This is a genomic window from Streptomyces turgidiscabies Car8 (assembly GCF_000331005.1).
Lineage (GTDB): Bacteria > Actinomycetota > Actinomycetes > Streptomycetales > Streptomycetaceae > Streptomyces > Streptomyces turgidiscabies.
On record NZ_AEJB01000686.1, the window covers coordinates 25985 to 45393 of the forward strand.

Sequence of the window (19409 nt, forward strand, 5' to 3'; positions counted from 1 at the left end):
GACTAGGACCCGGCAAGCCGCGCAGCGTCCTGCGCACACCCCCACGCGACCGTGACGCCGGCGCCGCCGTGTCCGTAGTTGTGGACCAACACCCGCCCATCAGCGAGCAGTTCGCGGTCCAGCCGCACCGAGTCGCGGGTGGGCCGCAGTCCGACGCGGTGGCCGAGCACCCGTGCCCCGGCGATCTCCGGCCGTACCTCCGCACACCTCCGCACGATCTCCTCCGCCACCGCCGGATCGGGCACGAGCGACCACTCGTCCTCCTCGGCCGTGCCGCCCAGGATCAGCCCGCCCGGCTGCGGAAAGAAGTACGTGGTCTTCGCGTCGGAGTGCCCCGCCGCCGTGAACCACGTGGTGATCCCCGGGTTCTCCACGACGACCAACTGCCCCCGCACGGGGCGCACCGCCGGATCGGGCACCAGTTCGCGCGCACCGATCCCCGTGCAGTTGACGACGGCATCCACCGCGTCCGACTCGGCGGCTTCGGCGAGGTCCCTGACGGATCGTTCCTCCACGACCCCGCCCGCCGCGAGGAACCGCTCCCGCAGCCAGCCCAGATGGACCGGCATGTCGACCAACGGCAGCCGCGCCCGAAGTCCTTCAGCCGTCTCCCGCAACTCCGGTACCCGGGCCGCCCACGGCCCCAGCTCGTCCAGCCGCAGCCCGGTCTGTACACCCTCGACCATGCGTACGCCCGTCTCGCCGGGCCGCTGAGCCAACTCCTCGTACACGGACAGCGACGCGAGCGCCCATTCCCCGGCCGACGCCTCCGGCTCGATCCGGTACGGCCACCACAGCGCGCCCGCAACCGCCGAGGTCGTCAGCTCGGCCGGCTCCCGCGTCCAGACCCGGACCCGCCTGCCGCGCTCGGCCAGCACCAGCGCCGTCGTCAGGCCGATGACCCCGCCACCGACCACGATCACTTCACCACTCAGTCGCGTCTCCACGCCGGGACCGTAGCGGAATATGTCATGCCGTGCTCAGATCGGTCCCGGTCTGGGGATACTCACAACATGTCTGCCGAGTACGCGACCTTCGGCCTGGCACCGGCGATACGTGCCGGTGGAGTCCTGGCCAACGGTGACTACCAGGTCCACCGGGACTTCCTCGACTTCATCGTCGACGGACGCCCCCTCCTCCACCAGCTCTCCGACCTCGACGCGGTCTCCCCGCTCGCCTCCGACGTCCCGCCCGCGATCTTCACCGCGCAGGTCCGCGGCCTGCTCCTGGAGGCCGACGCACCCCTGGCGGGCGGCCGGTACGTCATCTACGGCTGTCCCGAGTGCGCCGACCTCGCGTGCGGCGCCGTGACGGCGGCCATCGAGAGAGAGGGCGACGACTACGTGTGGCGCGACTTCGCCTGGCAGACGGACACCCACGCCGACCTGGAGCTCAACGGCTACCACGGCATCGGGCCCTTCCGTTTCCCCGGCGCCGAGTACCGGGACACGCTCGGCTCCCTCCTCGACACCGCCGAGGCCGCCGAGGCGGTGGGCTCCGCCGAGGCCGGCGCGGCCCGCCGCCGGGTCCTGCTGATCGGCGCCCGCGCCGCCGGCCTCGCCAAGCTCGCCGCCGCGCTGCGCATCATCGGCATCGGCGCGGACATCACCCGGGACGCCGCGGACGTCCCCGCCGACGAACTGCGGGGCTACGGCGCCGTCGCCTTCGGCCGCGCGATCGACGAGGAGGAACGCGCCGCGGTACGCCGCTCCTTCGACCACGCGGGTGTCGAAGTGGCGTACGTGGACGGTCTCGCCCCGATCGTCCCGCTCCTCGTCGCCCAGATCGAACACGCCCTGGACCGAAGCCCGCCGGTACAGCGCCGCCTCACCCGCCTGGTCGCCGCCGACGGCGAGGCGGGCATAGAGGTCACCTCCACCTGCCGCGTCCACCTCACCGCGTACCGGCTGGACCGTCTGTACCGCACCCACACCCTGGAGGTCTTCGACGGCATCCTCGACCCCGGCCGGCACCGCATCCCGCTGGAGGCGAAGGCGGTGAAGGGGGAGTCGTTCATCGTGGCGCGTACGTCGGGAACCGTGCTGGTGGAGCCGATGGCCAGGTGACATCCGGGAGGCCGGGCCGCCGCCCGCGGCAGCTAGGATCGGCCTCCTGATGACTGCCACTCTCGTCGCCAAGAACCTCGCCGCCGGCCACGGCGACCGCTCCCTCTTCGCCGGGCTCGACCTCGTCGTCGCGCCCGGCGACGTGATCGGGCTCGTCGGTGCCAACGGCGCGGGCAAGTCCACCCTCCTCAAGATGCTGGCCGGGCTGCTCCCGCCCGAGCAGGGCGAGCTGCGCCTCTCCCCGCCGAGCGCGAGCGTCGGCCATCTCCCGCAGGAGCCGGAGCGCCGGGAGGGCGAGACCGTCCGCGAGTTCCTCGCCCGCCGCACGGGCGTGGCCGAGGCGCAGCGTGTGATGGACGAGGCGACGCAGGCGCTGGTGGACGGAGCCCCGGGCGCGGACGACGCGTACTCGGTGAGCCTGGAGCGCTGGCTCGACCTCGGCGGCGCCGACCTGGACGAGCGGGCGGACGAGGTCGCCGGTTCCCTGGCCCTGACCGTTGACCTGGACCAGCCGATGACCTCCCTGTCGGGCGGCCAGGCGGCGAGGGCGGGCCTCGCCTCCCTGCTCCTCTCCCGCTACGACGTCTTCCTCCTCGACGAGCCGACGAACGACCTGGACCTCGACGGCCTCGAACGCCTGGAGCGCTTCGTCAAGGGCCTGCGCGCCGGCACGCTCGTCGTCAGCCACGACCGCGAGTTCCTCACCCGCACGGTCACCAAGGTCCTCGAACTCGACCTCGCCCAGCAGCAGATCAGGCTCTACGGCGGCGGCTACGAGGCCTACCTGGAGGAGCGGGACGTCGCCCGCAGGCACGCCCGCGACGACTTCGAGGAGTACGCCGACAAACGCTCCGCGCTCCAGGACCGGGCCCAGATGCAGCGCGGCTGGATGGACAAGGGCGTCAAGAACGCCCGGCGCAAGGCGAACAACGACAACGACAAGATCGGCCGCAAGTTCCGCAGCGAGGCCAGCGAGAAGCAGGCCGCGAAGGCCCGCCAGACCCAGCGCATGATCGAACGCCTGGACGTGGTCGAAGAGCCGCGCAAGGAGTGGGAACTGCGGATGGAGATCGCGGCGGCCCCGCGTTCCGGCTCGGTGGTCGCGACCCTCCGGGACGCGGAGGTGCGCCGCGCGGGCTTCACGCTCGGCCCGGTGACCGTACAGATCGACTGGGCGGACCGCATCGCGGTCACGGGCGCGAACGGGGCCGGCAAGTCGACGTTCCTGGCCGCGCTGCTGGGCCGGATCCCGCTCGACGAGGGTCACGCCGCGCTCGGTTCGGGTGTGGTGGTCGGCGAGGTGGACCAGGCCCGCAAGCTCTTCCACGGCCCCGAGGCGCTGCTGGACGCGTTCTGCGAGGCGGTACCCGACACGGAGCCGGCGGAAGTCCGCACGCTCCTGGCCAAGTTCGGCCTGAAGGCGGAGCACGTCCTACGCCCGGCGGCGACCCTGTCCCCCGGCGAACGCACCCGCTCGGCCCTGGCCCTGCTCCAGGGCAGGGGCGTGAACCTCCTGGTCCTGGACGAGCCGACCAACCACCTCGACCTCCCGGCCATCGAACAACTGGAACAGGCCCTCGACTCCTACGAGGGCACGCTGCTCCTGGTGACCCACGACCGCAGAATGCTGGACGCGGTACGGGTGACGCGGCGCTTCGAGGTGACGGCCGGCAAGGTGAGGGAGCTGGCGTAGGGCTGCGCTGGGCTGCGTCGGCTGGGTTGTGCGTGCGGGTCGGTGGGGGCTGGTCGCGCAGTTCCCCGCGCCCCTGGAACGGGCTGCGCCCGATCAGCCTCAGTTGCGGGCAGTCGTGCCGCTGGGGCGGCACGGGTGGGCGCAGCGGCACCCCGTAAGCGCCGGGCCGCGCGACCCACCCGCCCGCCGGCATCAGCGCCTCTTGGGATCCACCAGCCCCGCCTTCCGCAGCGCGTCCGCCATCGCACTGTTCCCCGGCGCGGGCGCCGCCTGCCGAGACGCACCGTTCCCCTGACCCTGACCCTGACCCTGACCCTGACCCTGCCCCTGGCGCTGCCGAGGCTGAGGTGCACGCCCCCCACGCTGAGGCCGCCCCCCACCCCCCTGCTGCTGACCTTCGCCGGAGGCCACCGCCTCGTCGTCCAACCGCAGCGTCAGGGAGATCCGCTTCCGCGGAATGTCGACGTCGAGCACCTTCACCTTGACGATGTCACCGGACTTCACGACGTCGTGCGGGTCCTTGACGAACGTCTTCGACATCGCGGACACATGCACCAGCCCGTCCTGGTGGACGCCGACATCCACGAACGCCCCGAACGCCGCCACGTTCGTGACCACACCCTCCAGCACCATCCCGGAGGCCAGGTCGCCGATCTTCTCGACCCCCTCCTTGAACGTGGCCGTCGCGAAGGCGGGCCGCGGGTCGCGCCCGGGCTTCTCCAGCTCGCGCAGAATGTCCGTCACCGTCGGCAGACCGAACTTCTCGTCGACGAAGTCGTCGGGCCGCAGCGACCGCAGCACCGCCGTGTTCCCGACCAGCGAAGCCACCTGACTACCGGCCGACTTCACCATCCGCCGCACCACCGGATAAGCCTCCGGGTGCACACTGGACGCGTCCAGCGGATCGTCCCCGCCCCGGATCCGCAGGAACCCCGCACACTGCTCGTACGCCTTCGGCCCGAGCCGCGGGACACTCTTCAGCTGGGACCGTGACGTGAACGGCCCGTTCGCGTCCCGGTGCGCCACGATGTTCTCCGCGAGCCCGGAGGAGATGCCGGAGACCCGCGAAAGGAGCGGCGTGGACGCCGTGTTGACGTCGACACCGACACCGTTCACGCAGTCCTCGACCACCGCGTCCAGCGACCGCGACAGTTTCACCTCGGACAGGTCGTGCTGGTACTGCCCGACCCCGATCGACTTCGGGTCGATCTTCACCAGCTCGGCCAGCGGGTCCTGCAGCCGCCGGGCGATCGACACCGCCCCGCGCAGCGACACGTCCATGCCCGGCAGCTCCTGCGAGGCGAACGCCGACGCCGAGTACACCGACGCGCCCGCCTCGGACACCATCACCTTGGTGAGCTTCAACTCGGGGTGCTTGGCGATGAGTTCACCGGCGAGCTTGTCCGTCTCGCGCGACGCCGTACCGTTGCCGATGGCGATCAGGTCGACCGAGTGCTCCTTGGCGAGCCGGGCCAGCTTGGCGAGCGCCTCGTCCCACTTGTTCGCCGGAACATGCGGATAGATCACGTCCGTGGCGACGGCCTTGCCCGTCGCGTCCACCACGGCCACCTTGACGCCTGTCCGGAACCCGGGGTCCAGTCCCAGCGTCGCGCGTGTGCCGGCCGGGGCGGCGAGCAGCAGGTCGCGCAGGTTCGCCGCGAACACGTTGACCGCCTCGTCCTCGGCGACCGTACGCAGCCGAAGGCGCACGTCGATGCCGAGGTGCACCAGGATCCGGGTCCGCCAGGCCCAACGCACCGTTTCCTTCAGCCACTTGTCGCCCGGACGGCCGCGCTCGGCGATCCCGAAACGGTGGGCGATGATCCCCTCGTACGAGGAAGGGCCATCCGTCGGCTCCTCCGGCTCCAGGACCAGGTCGAGGACGTCCTCCTTCTCGCCGCGCAGCATCGCGAGGATGCGGTGCGAGGGCAGGGCGGTGAAGGGCTCGGCGAAGTCGAAGTAGTCGGCGAACTTGGCGCCCGCCTCCTCCTTGCCCTCCTTCACCTTGGCGGCCAGCCGCCCGCGCACCCACATGCGTTCACGCACCTCGCCGATCAGGTCGGCGTCCTCCGAGAACCGCTCGGTGAGGATCGAGCGCGCGCCGTCCAGCGCGGCCTGCGGATCGGCGACGCCCTTGTCGGCGTCGACGAAGGCCGCCGCCGCGGCGAGCGGGTCCACGGACGGGTCCCCAAGCAGCCCCTCGGCCAGCGGTTCGAGGCCCGCCTCGCGCGCGATCTGGGCCTTCGTCCGCCGCTTCGGCTTGAACGGCAGGTAGATGTCCTCCAGGCGCGCCTTCGTCTCGGCCCCGCGGATCTGCGCCTCGACCTCGGGCGTCAGCTTGCCCTGCTCGCGCACCGACTCGAGGATCGCGGCCCGCCGCTCCTCCAGCTCCCGCAGATAGCGCAGCCGCTCCTCCAACGTGCGCAGCTGCGCATCGTCGAGCATCTCGGTCGCTTCCTTGCGGTAGCGGGCGATGAAGGGCACTGTCGAACCCCCGTCGAGCAACTCGACGGCGGCCCTCACCTGCCGCTCCCGTACGCCGAGTTCCTCGGCGATCCTGCCTTCGATGGACCCTACTTCGATGGACCCGGGTGTCGTCACGATCCCGTACCGCCTTCTCCACTGAGGTTGCGCGGCAATTGTGGCAGGTGGCACCGACATCCGGGCAGCAGGGCGCCACACGCCCGCAAGTCACCTGCCATCGGGCCACCCCGCACAGGGAATGGCAGGAAAGGTGGGAAACTCGTCATTGCGGCCATCACCCGCGCCGCCGAGAATCCGGGGTATGGCGCAGCGAACCGTCCTCGTCGTCCTCTTCGACGACGTCCAGATCCTCGATGTCACCGGCCCCGTCGAGGTGCTCGCCCAGGCATCCGCGGGACACCCGGGCGGCTACCTCATCCGTACCGCCTCGCTGACCGGCGAACCGGTCCGCTCCTCCAGCGGCCTCACCCTCGTCCCGGACGGCGCACTCGCCGACGCCCCCGTACCGCACACCCTTCTGGTCCCCGGCGGACCGGGCTCCCGGGCCGCCGACCCGCGCCTGGTCGACTGGCTGCGCGCGCACGGCCCGCGTCCCGAACGGCTGGTGTCCGTGTGCACGGGAGCACTGCTGCTCGCCGCCGCCGGTCTGCTGGACGGTCTGCGCGCGACCACGCACTGGGGGTACTGCGACCGGCTCGCCCGCGACCACCCGGCCGTCGACGTCGACCCCGAGCCCATCTACGTACGCGACGGACGAGTGCTGACGTCGGCCGGTGTCACCGCCGGCATCGATCTCGCCCTCGCTCTCGTGGAGGAGGACCTCGGCCGTGACACCGCGCTCACCGTCGCCCGTCATCTGGTCGTCTTTCTGCGCCGGCCGGGAAACCAGGCCCAGTTCAGCGCCCAGCTCGCCGCACAGACCGCCAGGCGCGAGCCGCTGCGCGCGGTCCAGCACTGGATCTCCGAGCACCCGGACGGTGACCTGAGCGTCGAGTCCCTCGCCGCCCGTGCCCGTCTCTCACCCCGGCACTTCGCCCGCGCCTTCCGCACCGAGACCGGCATCACGCCCGGCCGCTACGTCGACCGGGTCCGCCTCGAACATGCCCGGCGCCTGCTGGAGGACACGTCGGACAGCGTCGAGGGGATTTCACGCGTCAGCGGTTACGCCACCCCGGAGGCCATGCGCCGGGCCTTCGTCAGAAGCCTCGGCACGGCCCCGGCCGAGTACCGCCGCCGCTTCCGCCCCGCCTCCGCCCCCTGACCACTGTCACGCCGTGACACACCGCACCGGAAGGCCCGCCATGCAGATCGCCCTGCTGCTCTTCGACCGCTTCACCGCCCTCGACACGGTCGGCCCGTACGAGATCCTCAGCCGGCTCCCGGACACGGAGACCGTCTTCGTCGCCGAGGAGACCGGGCCCGTCCGCAACGACAGCGGCAGCCTCGCGCTCATCGCCGACCGCGCCCTGGCCGACGTACCGAACCCCGGCATCGTGGTCGTGCCCGGCGGCCCCGGGCAGTCCGCGCAGATGGACAACGAGGCTCTGCTCGGCTGGCTGCGCCGCGCGGACGCCACCACCACCTGGACGACCTCCGTGTGCACCGGCTCGCTGCTCCTGGCCGCCGCCGGACTGCTCACCGGCCGCCGCGCCACCTCGCACTGGCTGGCCCTGGAGCAGCTCCCGAAGTACGGCGCACAGCCCACGGGGGAGCGGGTGGTGACGGACGGCAAGTACGTCACCTCCGCCGGGGTCTCCTCCGGCATCGACATGGCGCTCACCCTGACCGGCCGCATCGCGGGCGACGAGCACGCCAGGACCGTACAGCTCGCGACGGAGTACGACCCGCAGCCGCCCTACGACGCCGGCGCCCCGCACAAGGCACCCGCACACCTGGTGGAACTCCTGCGCTCCCGCAGCCGGTTCACCGGGCGGTAGGAGACACCGGTCCGGTCCAGGAGAAGTCCGGGGGACGGCGTTCCAGGAACGCGGCGACCCCCTCCGCGGCCTCGCCGCTCTCCCGCGCCTGCCCGGCCCAGTAGGTGTCCCGGTCGGTGCGCCCGTCCGCGAACTCCTTCGCCGCCGCCTGGGTGAGCCGCGAGCGTGAGGTGAGGACGCGGGCGAACTCCGTCACCCGCTTGTCGAGTTCGCCCGCAGGCAGCATCTCGTCGAGGAACCCGGTGCGCAACGCGCGCTCCGCGTCGATCAACTCGCCCGAGAACAGAAGGTACTTGGCGGTCGCCGGACCTACCAGGGCCGCCAACCGCCGGGTGGACGACGCCGGGTAGACGAGACCCAGCTTCGCCGGAGTCACCCCGAACAGCGCCCCCTCCTCGGCGAACCGCAGATCGCAGGCCGCCGCGAGCTGCGCGCCGCCGCCCACACAGTGGCCGCGGATCGCCGCGAGGACCGGCTTCGGAAAGGCCGCGAGGGCGTCCTCCGCCCGCACGGCCAGCCGCTGCGCCTCCTCCGGCGAACCCTGGAGTGTCGAGATGTCGGCGCCGGCGCAGAACGTCCCGTCCGCTCCCGTGAGCACCAGGACGCGGACGTCCGGGTCGGCGGCCAGGCCCGCGAGCAGCGGCGGCAGCGCGCGCCACATGCCGGCCGTCATGGCGTTGCGCTTGGCCGGGTGGCGGATGACGACGGTGGCGACCCCGTCGGCGGCACTGTGGGTCAGCTGCGGCTCCATGGGCGGGATGCTATCCGCCGGATCCGGGCGCCCCGACGACGGCGGCAGCAAACCCGTACAACCCGAATAGTTCACGAAGTCGACACGAGATGACCAGGTCCGGCCTCATGTGGGCTCATGGCGTGCTTGATCAGTCGAAAGTGCTCGATACGTGCTGACTTCTGTTCAGTTCTCCGGTGGCGACCCTTCGTTACCAACACTCGTCCCGTGGTGACAATCGAGCGCGAGGGCGGCGACCGAACGATGGATGACCATGGGCGCGAGTCAGGCTCACGCCCAGCGGACGACGGAGTGCCGGCGGAGACGGAGCGGAGACCCCCGGACCCGCTTCCCTATGAAGGGGTCTGGAGGTTCACCGCGCCCGCCGTCGACGCCTCCGTACCGCAGGCGCGGCACGCCGTCCGGGACCTGCTGTACCGGCAGGGAGTACCGGCCGCACCGGACGTGGTGCACGGGCTGCTGCTGATCGTCTCGGAACTGGCGACGAACGCCGTCCGGCACGCGGCGCTCCTCTCCCCGACCCTCGCCGTGGAGGTCGCCGTCGGCGCCGAGTGGGTCCGGGTGTCGGTGGAGGACAACCACCCCTACCGCCCCAGCGCACTTGAGGCCGACCACGGCCGGACCGGCGGGCGCGGGCTGCTTCTGGTCCGGGAGATCACCAGGGAGGCGGGCGGCGTCTGCGACATCGAGCACACGGCGAGCGGCGGCAAGGTCGTCTGGGCGGCCCTGCCGCTCACCCCCGTACAGGTGCGGCCTTAGGCCCTCACCAGCCGGCCGACGGACCCGTCAGCTCCCGCACCGCCGGGCGCGCCGCGTCCAGCACGGTCATGAACCAGGCCGAGAACGGGTCCTTCGCATGCCGCTCCGCCAGCTCGGCCGGGGTGACGTACGCCGTGTCCCCGACCTCCTCCGGGTCCGGCGCGAGCGCCGACTGCGCCATGCCGACGAACAGGTGGTTGTACTCCTGCTCCACCAGTCCCGACTCCGGGTCCGGGTGGTTGTAGCGGACCGTGCCCGCCTCGGCCAGCAGCGACGGGGAGATGCCCAGCTCCTCGTACGTCCGCCGGGCCGCCGCCGCGAAGGGCGCCTCACCGGGGTAGGGGTGGCCGCAGCAGGTGTTGGACCAGACGCCGGGGGAGTGGTACTTACCCAACGCGCGCTGTTGCAGGAGCAGTCGGCCCTGCTCGTCGAAGAGGAAAACGGAGAACGCCCGGTGCAGCCGGCCCGGTGGCTGGTGGGCGGAGAGCTTCTCGGCGGTGCCGATCGTCGTGCCGTTCTCGTCGACCAGTTCGAGCAAGATCGCTTCTGCTGTGCCGTTCGACGAACTGTTGTGCGTCGCGGTGGCAGGTGTGATCGGCATACCCATCCTTCGCCTCGGTCTTCGAGCCCCAAGTCTGCCGTACGAATCCGGCACTCCCGGCACTTCGCGGCGCCCCCCGCATGTCCGGCGCGAAAGCGACCCGCCGGTGACGTGATAGTCCATCGTGCCCGGTTCCCCGGCCGGGGAACCGTCCGAGAGGGGGGCTTGAAGAGGGGGACGCGGGCGCGCGCCGGACGGTCGCGTTCCGTTGACGGCACGTACCGAACGGGCTCGGAGGCGGGGCTCAGAGGCAGAGTTTCGACTCGTGCTCGGCGTGCCCGCCGGGCTCCAGCTGGAAGGTGCAGTGCTCCACGTCGAAGTGGTCGCCCAGGCAGCCCTGGAGCTCGTGCAGCATCTTCTCGTGCCCGATCCCGCTCAGCACCTCCGAACTGACGACCACGTGCGCCGACAGCACCGGCATCCCCGAGGTGATCGTCCAGGCGTGCAGATCGTGTACGTCCTCCACGCCGGGCAGCGCCAGTATGTGGGCCCGTACGTCCGCCATGTCGACGTCCCGGGGAGCGGCCTCCAGGAGCACGTTCAGGGTCTCGCGCAGCAGCTTCCAAGTGCGCGGGACGATCATCACACCGATGACGACCGAGGCGATGGGGTCGGCCCGCTGCCATCCCGTCGCCATGATGACCGCCGCCGAGATCAGCACCGCCACCGAGCCCAGCGCGTCCGCGGCGACCTCCAGGAAGGCGCCCCGCACGTTCAGGCTCTCCTTCTGGCCGCGCATCAGCATCGCCAGCGAGATCATGTTCGCCACCAGGCCGATCAGGCCGAAGACGACGGTCACCCCGCCCTCGGTCTCCGCGGGCGTGACGAACCGCTGGATCGCCTCGTACAGGACGTAGCCGCCGACGCCGAGCAGCAGCAGACAGTTGGCGAGCGCGGCGAGGATCTCGGCGCGGGCGTACCCGAAGGTGCGGTTGCCGCTCGGCGGGCGGTTCGCGAAGTGGATCGCGAGCAGCGCCATGCCGAGGCCCAGCGCGTCCGTCGCCATGTGCGCCGCGTCCGCGATGAGCGCGAGCGAGTCGGCGACGAGCCCGCCGACGATCTCGACGACCATGACGGTGAGCGTGATGGCCAGCGCGAAACGCAGCCGCCCGCGGTACGCCGCTGCCGCCGTACCCGTGGTCGGCGCGCCGTGCGCGTGTCCGTGATCGTGCCCAGCCCCCATGGAAGCCGCCTCCTGGTGTTCGTGCCGAGCCCCGTCCCGGGATCAGTCAACTACGGGTGGGGGGTATGTGGCAACGCGGCACTGAACACCGTTGTCATGTGCCCTGACCTGCGGAAACGAAACGCAGGTCAGGAGGTGCGGAGATCGTGGCCGCCCGTCGGGTGACGCCCGCCGCCCTGGCCGGGGGACCGGGGCCCGTGCGGGGCGCCGACCGGGGCGACGGTTTGTGCGCGGCGGGTGGGGTCGCCCATGATGACCGGGTCGAGGCGGCCGCCGGTCCGCCGGAATCGGACCTGGAACAGCCGGTGAGCACAGGCGAGGCCCCATCCGATAGCCTCTGCCGACATGCTGCCCGGCCACCGTGGGTCAGGGTTCCCCCCACCATCATGTACAGGACCGGCGTGCATGCGTCGGTGTCCAGGGAGTGAGTTCGGTTGCCGACCGCCATCCTCACGGGTCAGCCGGTTCCCGGATCGTCGATCGAGGGCGATCTGCGGTCCCTCGGCTTCGACGTGCGGAGCGCGACCGACGTCGCCGGCACCGAGACCCTCCTCGCCGAGTCACCCTGTGACGAACGGGTCGCCGTCGTGGACGCCCGCTTCGTCGGTCACCTCCACGCGCTGCGCCTCGGCCTCACCGACCCCCGCTTCCCGCTCGCCGCGGTACCGGGCGCCCTGACGGCACAGCCCGGCGCAGGCCGCACCGCCCTGACCCGCGTACTGGCCCGGGAGATCTCCGCGAGCGGCGAAGCCCCGGCGACCCCCGGCACGGCCGCCTCCGCCGCTTCCGCCGTCGCCGTGGACAGCCTCGCCGACCGCATCGCCCTCGCTCTCGAAGCGGACGGTGCCGGCGTCCACCGCCCCGCTCTGGGCAGCCTGACCGCCGCCGTCCCCGCCGGCCCCGAGGCCCGCGACGAGGCACGGCGGGCCGTCGCCGCCGTCGACGACGAGGCCGTACGCCTGAAGTCGGCCGTGAAGTCCCGGGACGGCTTCTTCACCACGTTCTGCGTCAGCCCCTACTCCCGCCATCTGGCCCGCTGGTGCGCCCGCCGGGGCCTCACCCCGAACCAGGTCACCACCGCCTCGCTGCTCACCGCGCTCATCGCGGCCGGCTGCGCGGCCACGGGCACCCGCGGCGGCTACGTCACGGCGGGCGTGCTCCTCCTGGTCTCCTTCGTCCTGGACTGCGCCGACGGCCAGCTCGCCCGCTACTCCCTCCAGTACTCGACGCTCGGCGCCTGGCTGGACGCCACCTTCGACCGCGCCAAGGAGTACGCCTTCTACGCGGGCCTCGCACTCGGGGCGGCGCGCGGCGGCGACGACGTATGGGCGCTCGCCCTCGGCGCGATGATCCTCCAGAGCTGCCGGCACGTCGTCGACTTCGCCTTCAACGAGGCGAACGCCGGAGACCCGGCCGCGACGGCGAACACCAGCCCCACGGCCGCCCTCTCCGACCGCCTCGACGGCGTCGGCTGGACGGTCTGGGTACGCCGGATGATCGTCCTGCCGATCGGCGAGCGCTGGGCCCTGATCGCCGTCCTCACGGCCCTCACCACCCCCCGGACCACCTTCACCGTGCTGCTCGTCGGCTGCGGCTTCGCGGCCACGTACACCACGGCCGGCCGCGTCCTGCGCTCACTCACCCGAAAGGCCCAGCGTACCGAGCGCGCTGCACAGGCCCTGGCGGACCTCGCGGACAGCGGGCCGCTCGCGGAGCTGGTCGGGCGGGTCCCCGGGCGTACAACGGGTGGCTCGCGCCTCCTCCTCGCGCTGGAAGGTACGGCGGTGCTGATCTTCGCCGTATGGGTGTGCGGGTACGGCAGCCCGATCCCCGTGGCCCTCTCCGTGCTGTACGTGCTCAGCGCGGGTGGCGCGGTCGCACTGCCCCTCACGGGCCGCCTCGACTGGCTCGTCCCCCCGCTCTTCCGGGCCGCCGAATACGGCACAGTCCTCCTTCTCGCGGGCAAAGCGGAGGTAAACGGAGCACTTCCCGCGGCTTTCGGCCTCGTGGCCGCCGTCGCCTACCATCACTACGACACGGTGTACCGCATCCGTGGCAACGCCGGAGCGCCCCCGCGCTGGCTGGTACGGGCGAGCGGAGGGCACGAGGGCCGGACACTGGTGGTCGTCGTCCTGGCCGCGCTGCTCACCTCCTCGCAGTTCGTGGTCGCGCTCACGGTCCTCGCCGTGGCCGTGGCCCTGCTGGTGCTCGCCGAGAGCATCCGCTACTGGGTGATCGCCCACCAGGGCGGCGCCCCCGCCGTACACGACGAAGGAGTACCCGCATGATCGGCCTCGTGCTGGCGGCCGGCGCCGGAAGGCGTCTGCGCCCCTACACCGACAGCCTGCCAAAGGCTCTCGTGCCGGTCGGCCCCGCGGGCGACGAGGACGGCCCCACCGTGCTCGACCTCACCCTCGCCAACTTCGCCGAGATCGGCCTCACCGAGGCCGCGATCATCGTCGGCTACCGCAAGGAAGCCGTGTACGAGCGGCAGACGGCCCTGGAGAAGAAGTACGGGCTGAAGCTCACTCTCATCGACAACGACCGCGCCGAGGAGTGGAACAACGCCTACTCCCTCTGGTGCGGCCGGGACGCCCTCACCGACGGGGTCATCCTCGCGAACGGCGACACCGTGCACCCCGTCTCAGTCGAGCGGACGCTCCTCGCCGCGCGCGGTGACGGGAAGCGCATCATCCTGGCCCTCGACACGGTGAAGGATCTCGCCGACGAGGAGATGAAGGTGATCGTGGACCCGGAGCAGGGCGTGCGGAAGATCACCAAGCTGATGGACCCCGCGGAGGCCACCGGCGAGTACATCGGCGTCACCCTCATCGAGGGCGCCGCCGCGGCCGACCTGGCCGACGCGCTGAAGACCGTGTGGGAGACCGACCCCCAGCAGTTCTACGAGCACGGCTACCAGGAACTGGTCGACCGTGGTTTCCGTATCGACGTGGCACCCATCGGCGAGGTCCCGTGGGTCGAGATAGACAACCACGACGATCTCGCCCGAGGACGGGAGATCGCGTGCCGGTACTGACGAGGCTGATCCCCTCGCCGGTCGTCGTCGACATCCGCCGGGGGGCCCTGGACCATCTGGCGGACGTCCTGTTCGACCAGCGGATCTCCCACTCCGGGAAGATCGCCGTCGCGGTCAGCGCCGGTTCCGGCGCCAAGCTGCGCGCGCGGCTCACCCCCGCGCTGCCCGGCGCCACCTGGTACGAGGTCGCCGGCGGCACCATCGACGACGCGATCCGGCTGGCCGACGCCATCAAGTCCGGCCACTACGACGCCGTGGTCGGCCTCGGCGGCGGCCGGATCATCGACTGCGCCAAGTTCGCCGCCGCCCGCGTCGGGCTGCCCCTCGTCGCCGTCGCCACCAACCTCGCGCACGACGGCCTGTGCTCCCCGGTCGCCACCCTCGACAACGACGCGGGGCGCGGCTCGTACGGCGTACCCAACCCGATCGCCGTCGTCATCGACCTCGACGTGATCCGCGAGGCCCCGGCGCGGTTCGTGCGCTCCGGGATCGGCGACGCCATGTCGAACATCTCCGCGGTCGCCGACTGGGAGCTGGCCGGTCAGGTCAACGGCGAGAAGATCGACGGCCTCGCCGCCGCGATGGCCCGCCAGGCCGGTGAGGCCGTGCTGCGCCACCCCGGCGGGGTCGGCGACAACGCCTTCCTCCAGGTGCTGGCCGAGGCCCTGGTCCTCACCGGTATCGCCATGTCGGTGTCGGGCGACTCCCGCCCGTCCTCCGGCGCCTGCCACGAGATCAACCACGCCTTCGACCTGCTGTATCCCAAGCGTGCCGCGAGCCACGGCGAACAGTGCGGCCTCGGCGCCGCCTTCGCCATGTATCTGCGGGGCGCGCACGACGAGTCGGCGTACATGGCCGAGGTGCTGCGCCGGCACGGGCTGCCGGTGCTGCCGGAGGAGATCGGCTTCACCACGGACGAGTTCGTACGGGTCGTCGAGTACGCCCCGCAGACCAGACCCGGTCGCTACACGATCCTGGAACACCTCGACCTCAGATACGACCAGATCAAGGACACGTACGCGGACTATGTCAAGGCCATCGGTAGCTGAACTACGCCCTGTCGTCCACCCCGAAGGGGTGAAGGACCGGCGCAGCGGCGAGCACTGGGCGGGACGCCTCTACATGCGCGAGGTGTCCCTGCGGGTCGACCCGTACCTGGTGAACACCAGGATCACGCCCAACCAGCTCACGTACCTGATGGTCGTCGCGGGCGGCCTGGCGGGCGCGGCCCTCCTGGTGCCCGGCCTCACCGGGGCGATCCTCGGTGCCGTACTGATCCAGCTGTACCTGCTCCTCGACTGCGTCGACGGCGAGATCGCCCGCTGGCGGAACCAGACCTCGATCACCGGTGTGTACCTCGACCGCATCGGCCACTACCTCTCCGAGTCGGCCCTGCTGATCGGCTTCGGGCTGCGCGGCGCCGACCTGTGGGACGGCTCCGGGGGACCCGAGTGGCTGTGGGCGTTCCTCGGCACCCTGGCCGCCCTCGGCGCGATCCTGATCAAGGCCGAGACCGACCTGGTGGACGTGGCCCGGTCCCGCAGCGGACTGGAGGCCGCCAAGGAGGAACTGTCGGTGCCGCGCTCAGAGGGGCTCGCCCTGGCGCGTAAGGCCGCCGCCGCGCTCAAGTTCCACCGGCTGATCGGCGGCATCGAGGCGAGCCTGTTCATCCTCTTCCTGGCGGTCCTCGACGCCATCGGCGGCGACCTGTTCTGGACCCGCCTGGGCATCGCGGTCCTGGCCGGCATCGCGATCCTGCAGACCGCGCTGCACCTCGTGTCCATCCTCGCGTCCAGCAGGCTGCGGTGAGTACGGCGATGAGAGTCGGCGCGGTGATCATCACCATGGGCAACCGCCCCGACGAACTGCGCGCCCTCGTCGACTCGATCGCCAAACAGGAGGGCGACCCGGTCCAGATCGTCGTGGTCGGCAACGGCTCGCCCGTCCCGGACCTCCCCGAGGGCGTACGGAGCATCGAGCTGCCCGAGAACCTCGGCATCCCCGGCGGACGCAACGTCGGCATCGAGGCGTTCGGCCCGGCCGGCGGCGACGTCGACATCCTGATGTTCCTGGACGACGACGGCCTCCTCGGCCACCAGGACACCGCCGAACTGTGCCGCCGGGCCTTCACCGCCGACCCCCGCCTGGGCATCATCAGCTTCCGCATCGCCGACCCCGACACCGGCCTCACCCAGCGCCGCCACGTGCCCCGCCCGGGCACCACGGACCCGATGCGCAGCTCCCGCGTCACCAGCTTCCTCGGCGGCGCCAACGCCGTCCGTACGAAGGTCTTCGCCCAAGTGGGCATCCTCCCCGAGGAGTTCTTCTACGCCCACGAGGAGACCGACCTCGCCTGGCGGGCCCTCGACGCGGGCTGGATGATCGACTACCGGGCCGACATGCTGCTCTACCATCCGGCGACCGCGCCCTCGCGGCACGCGGTCTACCACCGCATGGTCGCACGCAACCGCGTCTGGCTCGCCCGCCGCAACCTCCCCGCCCCCCTGGTGCCCGTCTACCTGGGGGACTGGCTGCTCCTCACACTTCTCCGCCGACCCTCCCGCCCGGCGCTCAGAGCCTGGTGGGGCGGGTTCAAGGAGGGGCTGACCACCCCGTGCGGACCCCGCCGGCCCATCCGGTGGCGTACGGTGTGGCGGCTGACCCGACTGGGCCGCCCCCCAGTGATCTGACAAGCTCTCCCTGAGAGCCCCGCGGGCCGGCCGGATCTTGGACCCGGCCCGCGCTCTGCCCCGTTCAGCTGCGCATATTGAAGACGAAAGTTTCCATTTGTGAGTGAGACAACGCATGACGGCGGTGTCGCGGTGAGCGACCGACCGTCACCCGACGACGGCCTCTCCGCGGCCGAACTCGCCGCGAAGTACGGGCTGGCCGTGAGCGGCGCCCGCCCCCGACTCGTCGAGTACGTCCGCCAGCTCTGGGGACGGCGTCACTTCATCCTCGCCTTCTCGCAGGCGAAACTGACCGCCCAGTACAGCCAGGCCAAACTCGGCCAGCTGTGGCAGGTGGCCACACCGCTGCTGAACGCGGCCGTGTACTTCTTCATCTTCGGCGTGATCCTCAAAGCCGACCGAGGCATGCCCCGCGAGGTGTACATCCCGTTCCTCGTCACTGGCGTCTTCGTGTTCACCTTCACGCAGAGCTCGGTGATGGCGGGCGTCCGCGCGATCTCCGGGAACCTCGGCCTGGTGCGCGCCCTGCACTTCCCGCGCGCCGCCCTGCCGGTCTCCTTCGCGCTGCAGCAGCTCCAGCAGCTGCTCTTCTCGATGCTCGTGCTGTTCGTCGTGTCGATCGGCTTCGGCAGCTACCCCAAGGCGTCCTGGCTGCTGATCATCCCGGCACTGGCACTCCAGTTCCTCTTCAACACCGGCCTCGCGCTGATCATGGCCCGGTGGGGCTCGGCTACTCCCGACCTCGCCCAGCTGATGCCGTTCGTGATGCGTACGTGGATGTACGCGTCCGGCGTGATGTTCTCCATCCCGGTCATGCTCGCCGACAAACCCCAGTGGGTCGCCGACGCCCTCCAGTGGAACCCGGCCGCCATCTACATGGACCTGATGCGCTTCGCGCTCATCGACGGCTACGGCCCGGAGAACCTGCCGCCGCACGTCTGGGCGGTCGCCGGCGCCTGGGCCGCGCTCTTCGCCGTCGGCGGATTCGTGTACTTTTGGCAGTCGGAGGAGAGGTACGGCCGTGGCTGACCCGATCCCCGGGGACAAGATCCCCACCGTCATCGCGGACGAACTCCACATCGTCTACCGCGTCAACGGCGCCAAGACCGGCAAGGGCAGCGCCACCTCCGCCCTCAGCCGCATCATCAGACGCGGCGAGTCACCCGGCGTACGCAAGGTGCACGCCGTACGGGGCGTCTCCTTCGTCTCCTACCGGGGTGAGGCCGTCGGTCTGATCGGCTCCAACGGTTCCGGCAAGTCGACCCTGCTGCGCGCCATCGCCGGTCTGCTCCCCGCCGAGAGCGGCTATGTGTACACGGACGGGCAGCCTTCCCTCCTCGGCGTCAACGCCGCCCTGATGAACGACCTCACGGGCGAACGGAACGTCATATTGGGCGGCCTCGCGATGGGTATGTCCCGCGAGGAGATCAAGGAGCGCTACCAGCAGATCGTCGACTTCTCCGGCATCAACGAGAAGGGCGACTTCATCACCCTGCCGATGCGCACCTACTCCTCCGGCATGGCGGCGCGGCTGCGGTTCTCCATCGCCGCCGCCAAGGACCATGACGTACTGATGATCGACGAGGCCCTGGCGACGGGCGACCGGTCCTTCCAGAAGCGCTCCGAGGACCGCATCCGCGAGCTGCGCAAGCACGCCGGCACGGTGTTCCTCGTCAGCCACAACAACAAGTCCATCCGCGACACCTGCGACCGCGTCCTGTGGCTGGAACGCGGCGAACTGCGCATGGACGGGCCGACGGACGAGGTCCTCAAGGAGTACGAGAAGTTCACCGGCAAGTAGCCGGGCGCTACACCGGCGTGTCGCCGGGCGAGTCGGGGGGGGCAGAACTGCAACGACGTGGTCTCCACCGAAGCGCTGGTGATGCTCAAGGAGCACTTCGTCGAGAACTACGGCCCGATCCGCTACACCATCGGGCAAGGCTGCTCCGGCGGTTCCATGCAGCAGCACTGGATCACCTCCAACTACCCCGGTCTGTTGGACGGCATCCTGCCCTCCTGCAGCTTCCCCGACGTCTGGTCCACGCTGCAGGAGGCCGAGGACTGTCACGTACTCGACCACCACTTCGACAGGTCTCCATTGTGGGCGTTGACCACCCACAGAACCGCGGTGACCGGCCACGCGTTCGTGACGGTGTGCCGGACACTCTGGGACAACCCGACAGGCAACGGGCAGTACTCCAAGACCTG

Annotated in this window: 19 protein-coding genes; 13 read left to right on the forward strand and 6 right to left on the reverse strand. The window is 71.1% G+C overall.

Annotated elements, in window-relative coordinates:
- Window positions 1-2 precede the first annotated feature (2 nt).
- Window positions 3-923 carry an FAD-dependent oxidoreductase gene (locus tag STRTUCAR8_RS47625; RefSeq protein ID WP_006383709.1) on the reverse strand — a complete coding sequence of 307 codons (921 nt, stop codon included), beginning with the start codon at window positions 921-923 and terminating at the stop codon, window positions 3-5.
- A gap of 90 nt (window positions 924-1013) precedes the next feature.
- Here STRTUCAR8_RS47625 and STRTUCAR8_RS47630 point away from each other — a divergent pair, with 90 nt between their 5' ends.
- A complete protein-coding gene (locus STRTUCAR8_RS47630) occupies window positions 1014-2066 on the forward strand; it encodes a hypothetical protein (protein WP_006383732.1) in 1053 nt (350 codons plus the stop codon).
- 49 nt (window positions 2067-2115) lie between these two features.
- Complete coding sequence (locus tag STRTUCAR8_RS47635; RefSeq protein WP_006383736.1) at window positions 2116-3759, forward strand: ABC-F family ATP-binding cassette domain-containing protein; 1644 nt, start codon at window positions 2116-2118, stop codon at window positions 3757-3759.
- Between the two features lie 192 nt (window positions 3760-3951).
- Here STRTUCAR8_RS47635 and STRTUCAR8_RS47640 read toward each other — a convergent pair whose 3' ends face one another.
- Window positions 3952-6360, reverse strand: coding sequence for a Tex family protein (locus tag STRTUCAR8_RS47640; RefSeq protein ID WP_006383723.1), 2409 nt, complete (start codon window positions 6358-6360; stop codon window positions 3952-3954).
- 184 nt (window positions 6361-6544) lie between these two features.
- Between STRTUCAR8_RS47640 and STRTUCAR8_RS47645 the strand changes: the two genes are divergently transcribed.
- Both STRTUCAR8_RS47645 and STRTUCAR8_RS47650 read left to right on the forward strand, forming a co-directional pair.
- Window positions 6545-7504: a GlxA family transcriptional regulator gene (locus STRTUCAR8_RS47645; RefSeq protein ID WP_006383717.1), complete on the forward strand. Its 960-nt coding sequence runs from the start codon at window positions 6545-6547 to the stop codon at window positions 7502-7504.
- 40 nt (window positions 7505-7544) lie between these two features.
- A complete protein-coding gene (locus STRTUCAR8_RS47650; RefSeq protein WP_006383716.1) occupies window positions 7545-8180 on the forward strand; it encodes a DJ-1/PfpI family protein in 636 nt (211 codons plus the stop codon).
- Here the strand turns inward: STRTUCAR8_RS47650 and STRTUCAR8_RS47655 are convergent.
- Window positions 8167-8931: an enoyl-CoA hydratase/isomerase family protein gene (locus tag STRTUCAR8_RS47655; protein ID WP_006383711.1), complete on the reverse strand. Its 765-nt coding sequence runs from the start codon at window positions 8929-8931 to the stop codon at window positions 8167-8169. The genes STRTUCAR8_RS47650 and STRTUCAR8_RS47655 overlap by 14 nt on opposite strands.
- A gap of 243 nt (window positions 8932-9174) precedes the next feature.
- On the opposite strand from STRTUCAR8_RS47655, the gene STRTUCAR8_RS47660 reads away from it, so the two are divergent.
- Window positions 9175-9690 (forward strand): ATP-binding protein, encoded by a 516-nt coding sequence (locus tag STRTUCAR8_RS47660; protein WP_044474146.1) that lies wholly within the window; start codon window positions 9175-9177, stop codon window positions 9688-9690.
- Window positions 9691-9694: 4 nt separating this feature from the next.
- Here the strand turns inward: STRTUCAR8_RS47660 and idi are convergent, their stop codons facing one another.
- The 3 genes from idi to STRTUCAR8_RS53100 form a co-directional block, all read right to left on the reverse strand.
- Window positions 9695-10291 carry an isopentenyl-diphosphate Delta-isomerase gene (gene idi, locus STRTUCAR8_RS47665; protein ID WP_006383707.1) on the reverse strand — a complete coding sequence of 199 codons (597 nt, stop codon included), beginning with the start codon at window positions 10289-10291 and terminating at the stop codon, window positions 9695-9697.
- Between the two features lie 244 nt (window positions 10292-10535).
- Complete coding sequence (locus STRTUCAR8_RS47670) at window positions 10536-11474, reverse strand: cation diffusion facilitator family transporter (RefSeq protein ID WP_006383714.1); 939 nt, start codon at window positions 11472-11474, stop codon at window positions 10536-10538.
- Window positions 11475-11602: 128 nt separating this feature from the next.
- Complete coding sequence (locus tag STRTUCAR8_RS53100; protein WP_006383703.1) at window positions 11603-11821, reverse strand: hypothetical protein; 219 nt, start codon at window positions 11819-11821, stop codon at window positions 11603-11605.
- A gap of 87 nt (window positions 11822-11908) precedes the next feature.
- Between STRTUCAR8_RS53100 and STRTUCAR8_RS47675 the strand changes: the two genes are divergently transcribed.
- The 8 genes from STRTUCAR8_RS47675 to STRTUCAR8_RS47710 form a co-directional block, all read left to right on the forward strand.
- Window positions 11909-13762, forward strand: coding sequence for a DUF5941 domain-containing protein (locus STRTUCAR8_RS47675; protein ID WP_006383702.1), 1854 nt, complete (start codon window positions 11909-11911; stop codon window positions 13760-13762).
- Complete coding sequence (locus STRTUCAR8_RS47680; RefSeq protein ID WP_006383718.1) at window positions 13759-14511, forward strand: phosphocholine cytidylyltransferase family protein; 753 nt, start codon at window positions 13759-13761, stop codon at window positions 14509-14511. The genes STRTUCAR8_RS47675 and STRTUCAR8_RS47680 overlap by 4 nt, the downstream gene beginning before the upstream one ends.
- On the forward strand, window positions 14499-15560 hold the full coding sequence (locus STRTUCAR8_RS47685) for an iron-containing alcohol dehydrogenase family protein (protein WP_006383705.1): 1062 nt from the start codon (window positions 14499-14501) through the stop codon (window positions 15558-15560). Before STRTUCAR8_RS47680 ends, STRTUCAR8_RS47685 begins: the two co-directional genes overlap by 13 nt.
- Window positions 15538-16320: a CDP-alcohol phosphatidyltransferase family protein gene (locus STRTUCAR8_RS47690; RefSeq protein ID WP_078507542.1), complete on the forward strand. Its 783-nt coding sequence runs from the start codon at window positions 15538-15540 to the stop codon at window positions 16318-16320. Before STRTUCAR8_RS47685 ends, STRTUCAR8_RS47690 begins: the two co-directional genes overlap by 23 nt.
- Complete coding sequence (locus tag STRTUCAR8_RS47695; protein WP_006383720.1) at window positions 16317-17201, forward strand: glycosyltransferase family 2 protein; 885 nt, start codon at window positions 16317-16319, stop codon at window positions 17199-17201. Before STRTUCAR8_RS47690 ends, STRTUCAR8_RS47695 begins: the two co-directional genes overlap by 4 nt.
- 99 nt (window positions 17202-17300) lie before the next feature.
- Window positions 17301-18230, forward strand: a complete 930-nt coding sequence (locus STRTUCAR8_RS47700; RefSeq protein WP_044474141.1) for an ABC transporter permease — start codon at window positions 17301-17303, stop codon at window positions 18228-18230.
- Window positions 18223-19002, forward strand: coding sequence for an ABC transporter ATP-binding protein (locus tag STRTUCAR8_RS47705; RefSeq protein WP_006383712.1), 780 nt, complete (start codon window positions 18223-18225; stop codon window positions 19000-19002). The genes STRTUCAR8_RS47700 and STRTUCAR8_RS47705 overlap by 8 nt, the downstream gene beginning before the upstream one ends.
- A gap of 57 nt (window positions 19003-19059) precedes the next feature.
- Window positions 19060-19409, forward strand: a 350-nt coding sequence (locus tag STRTUCAR8_RS47710; RefSeq protein ID WP_044474142.1) for a DUF6351 family protein, incomplete at its 3' end; no start/stop codon positions are given.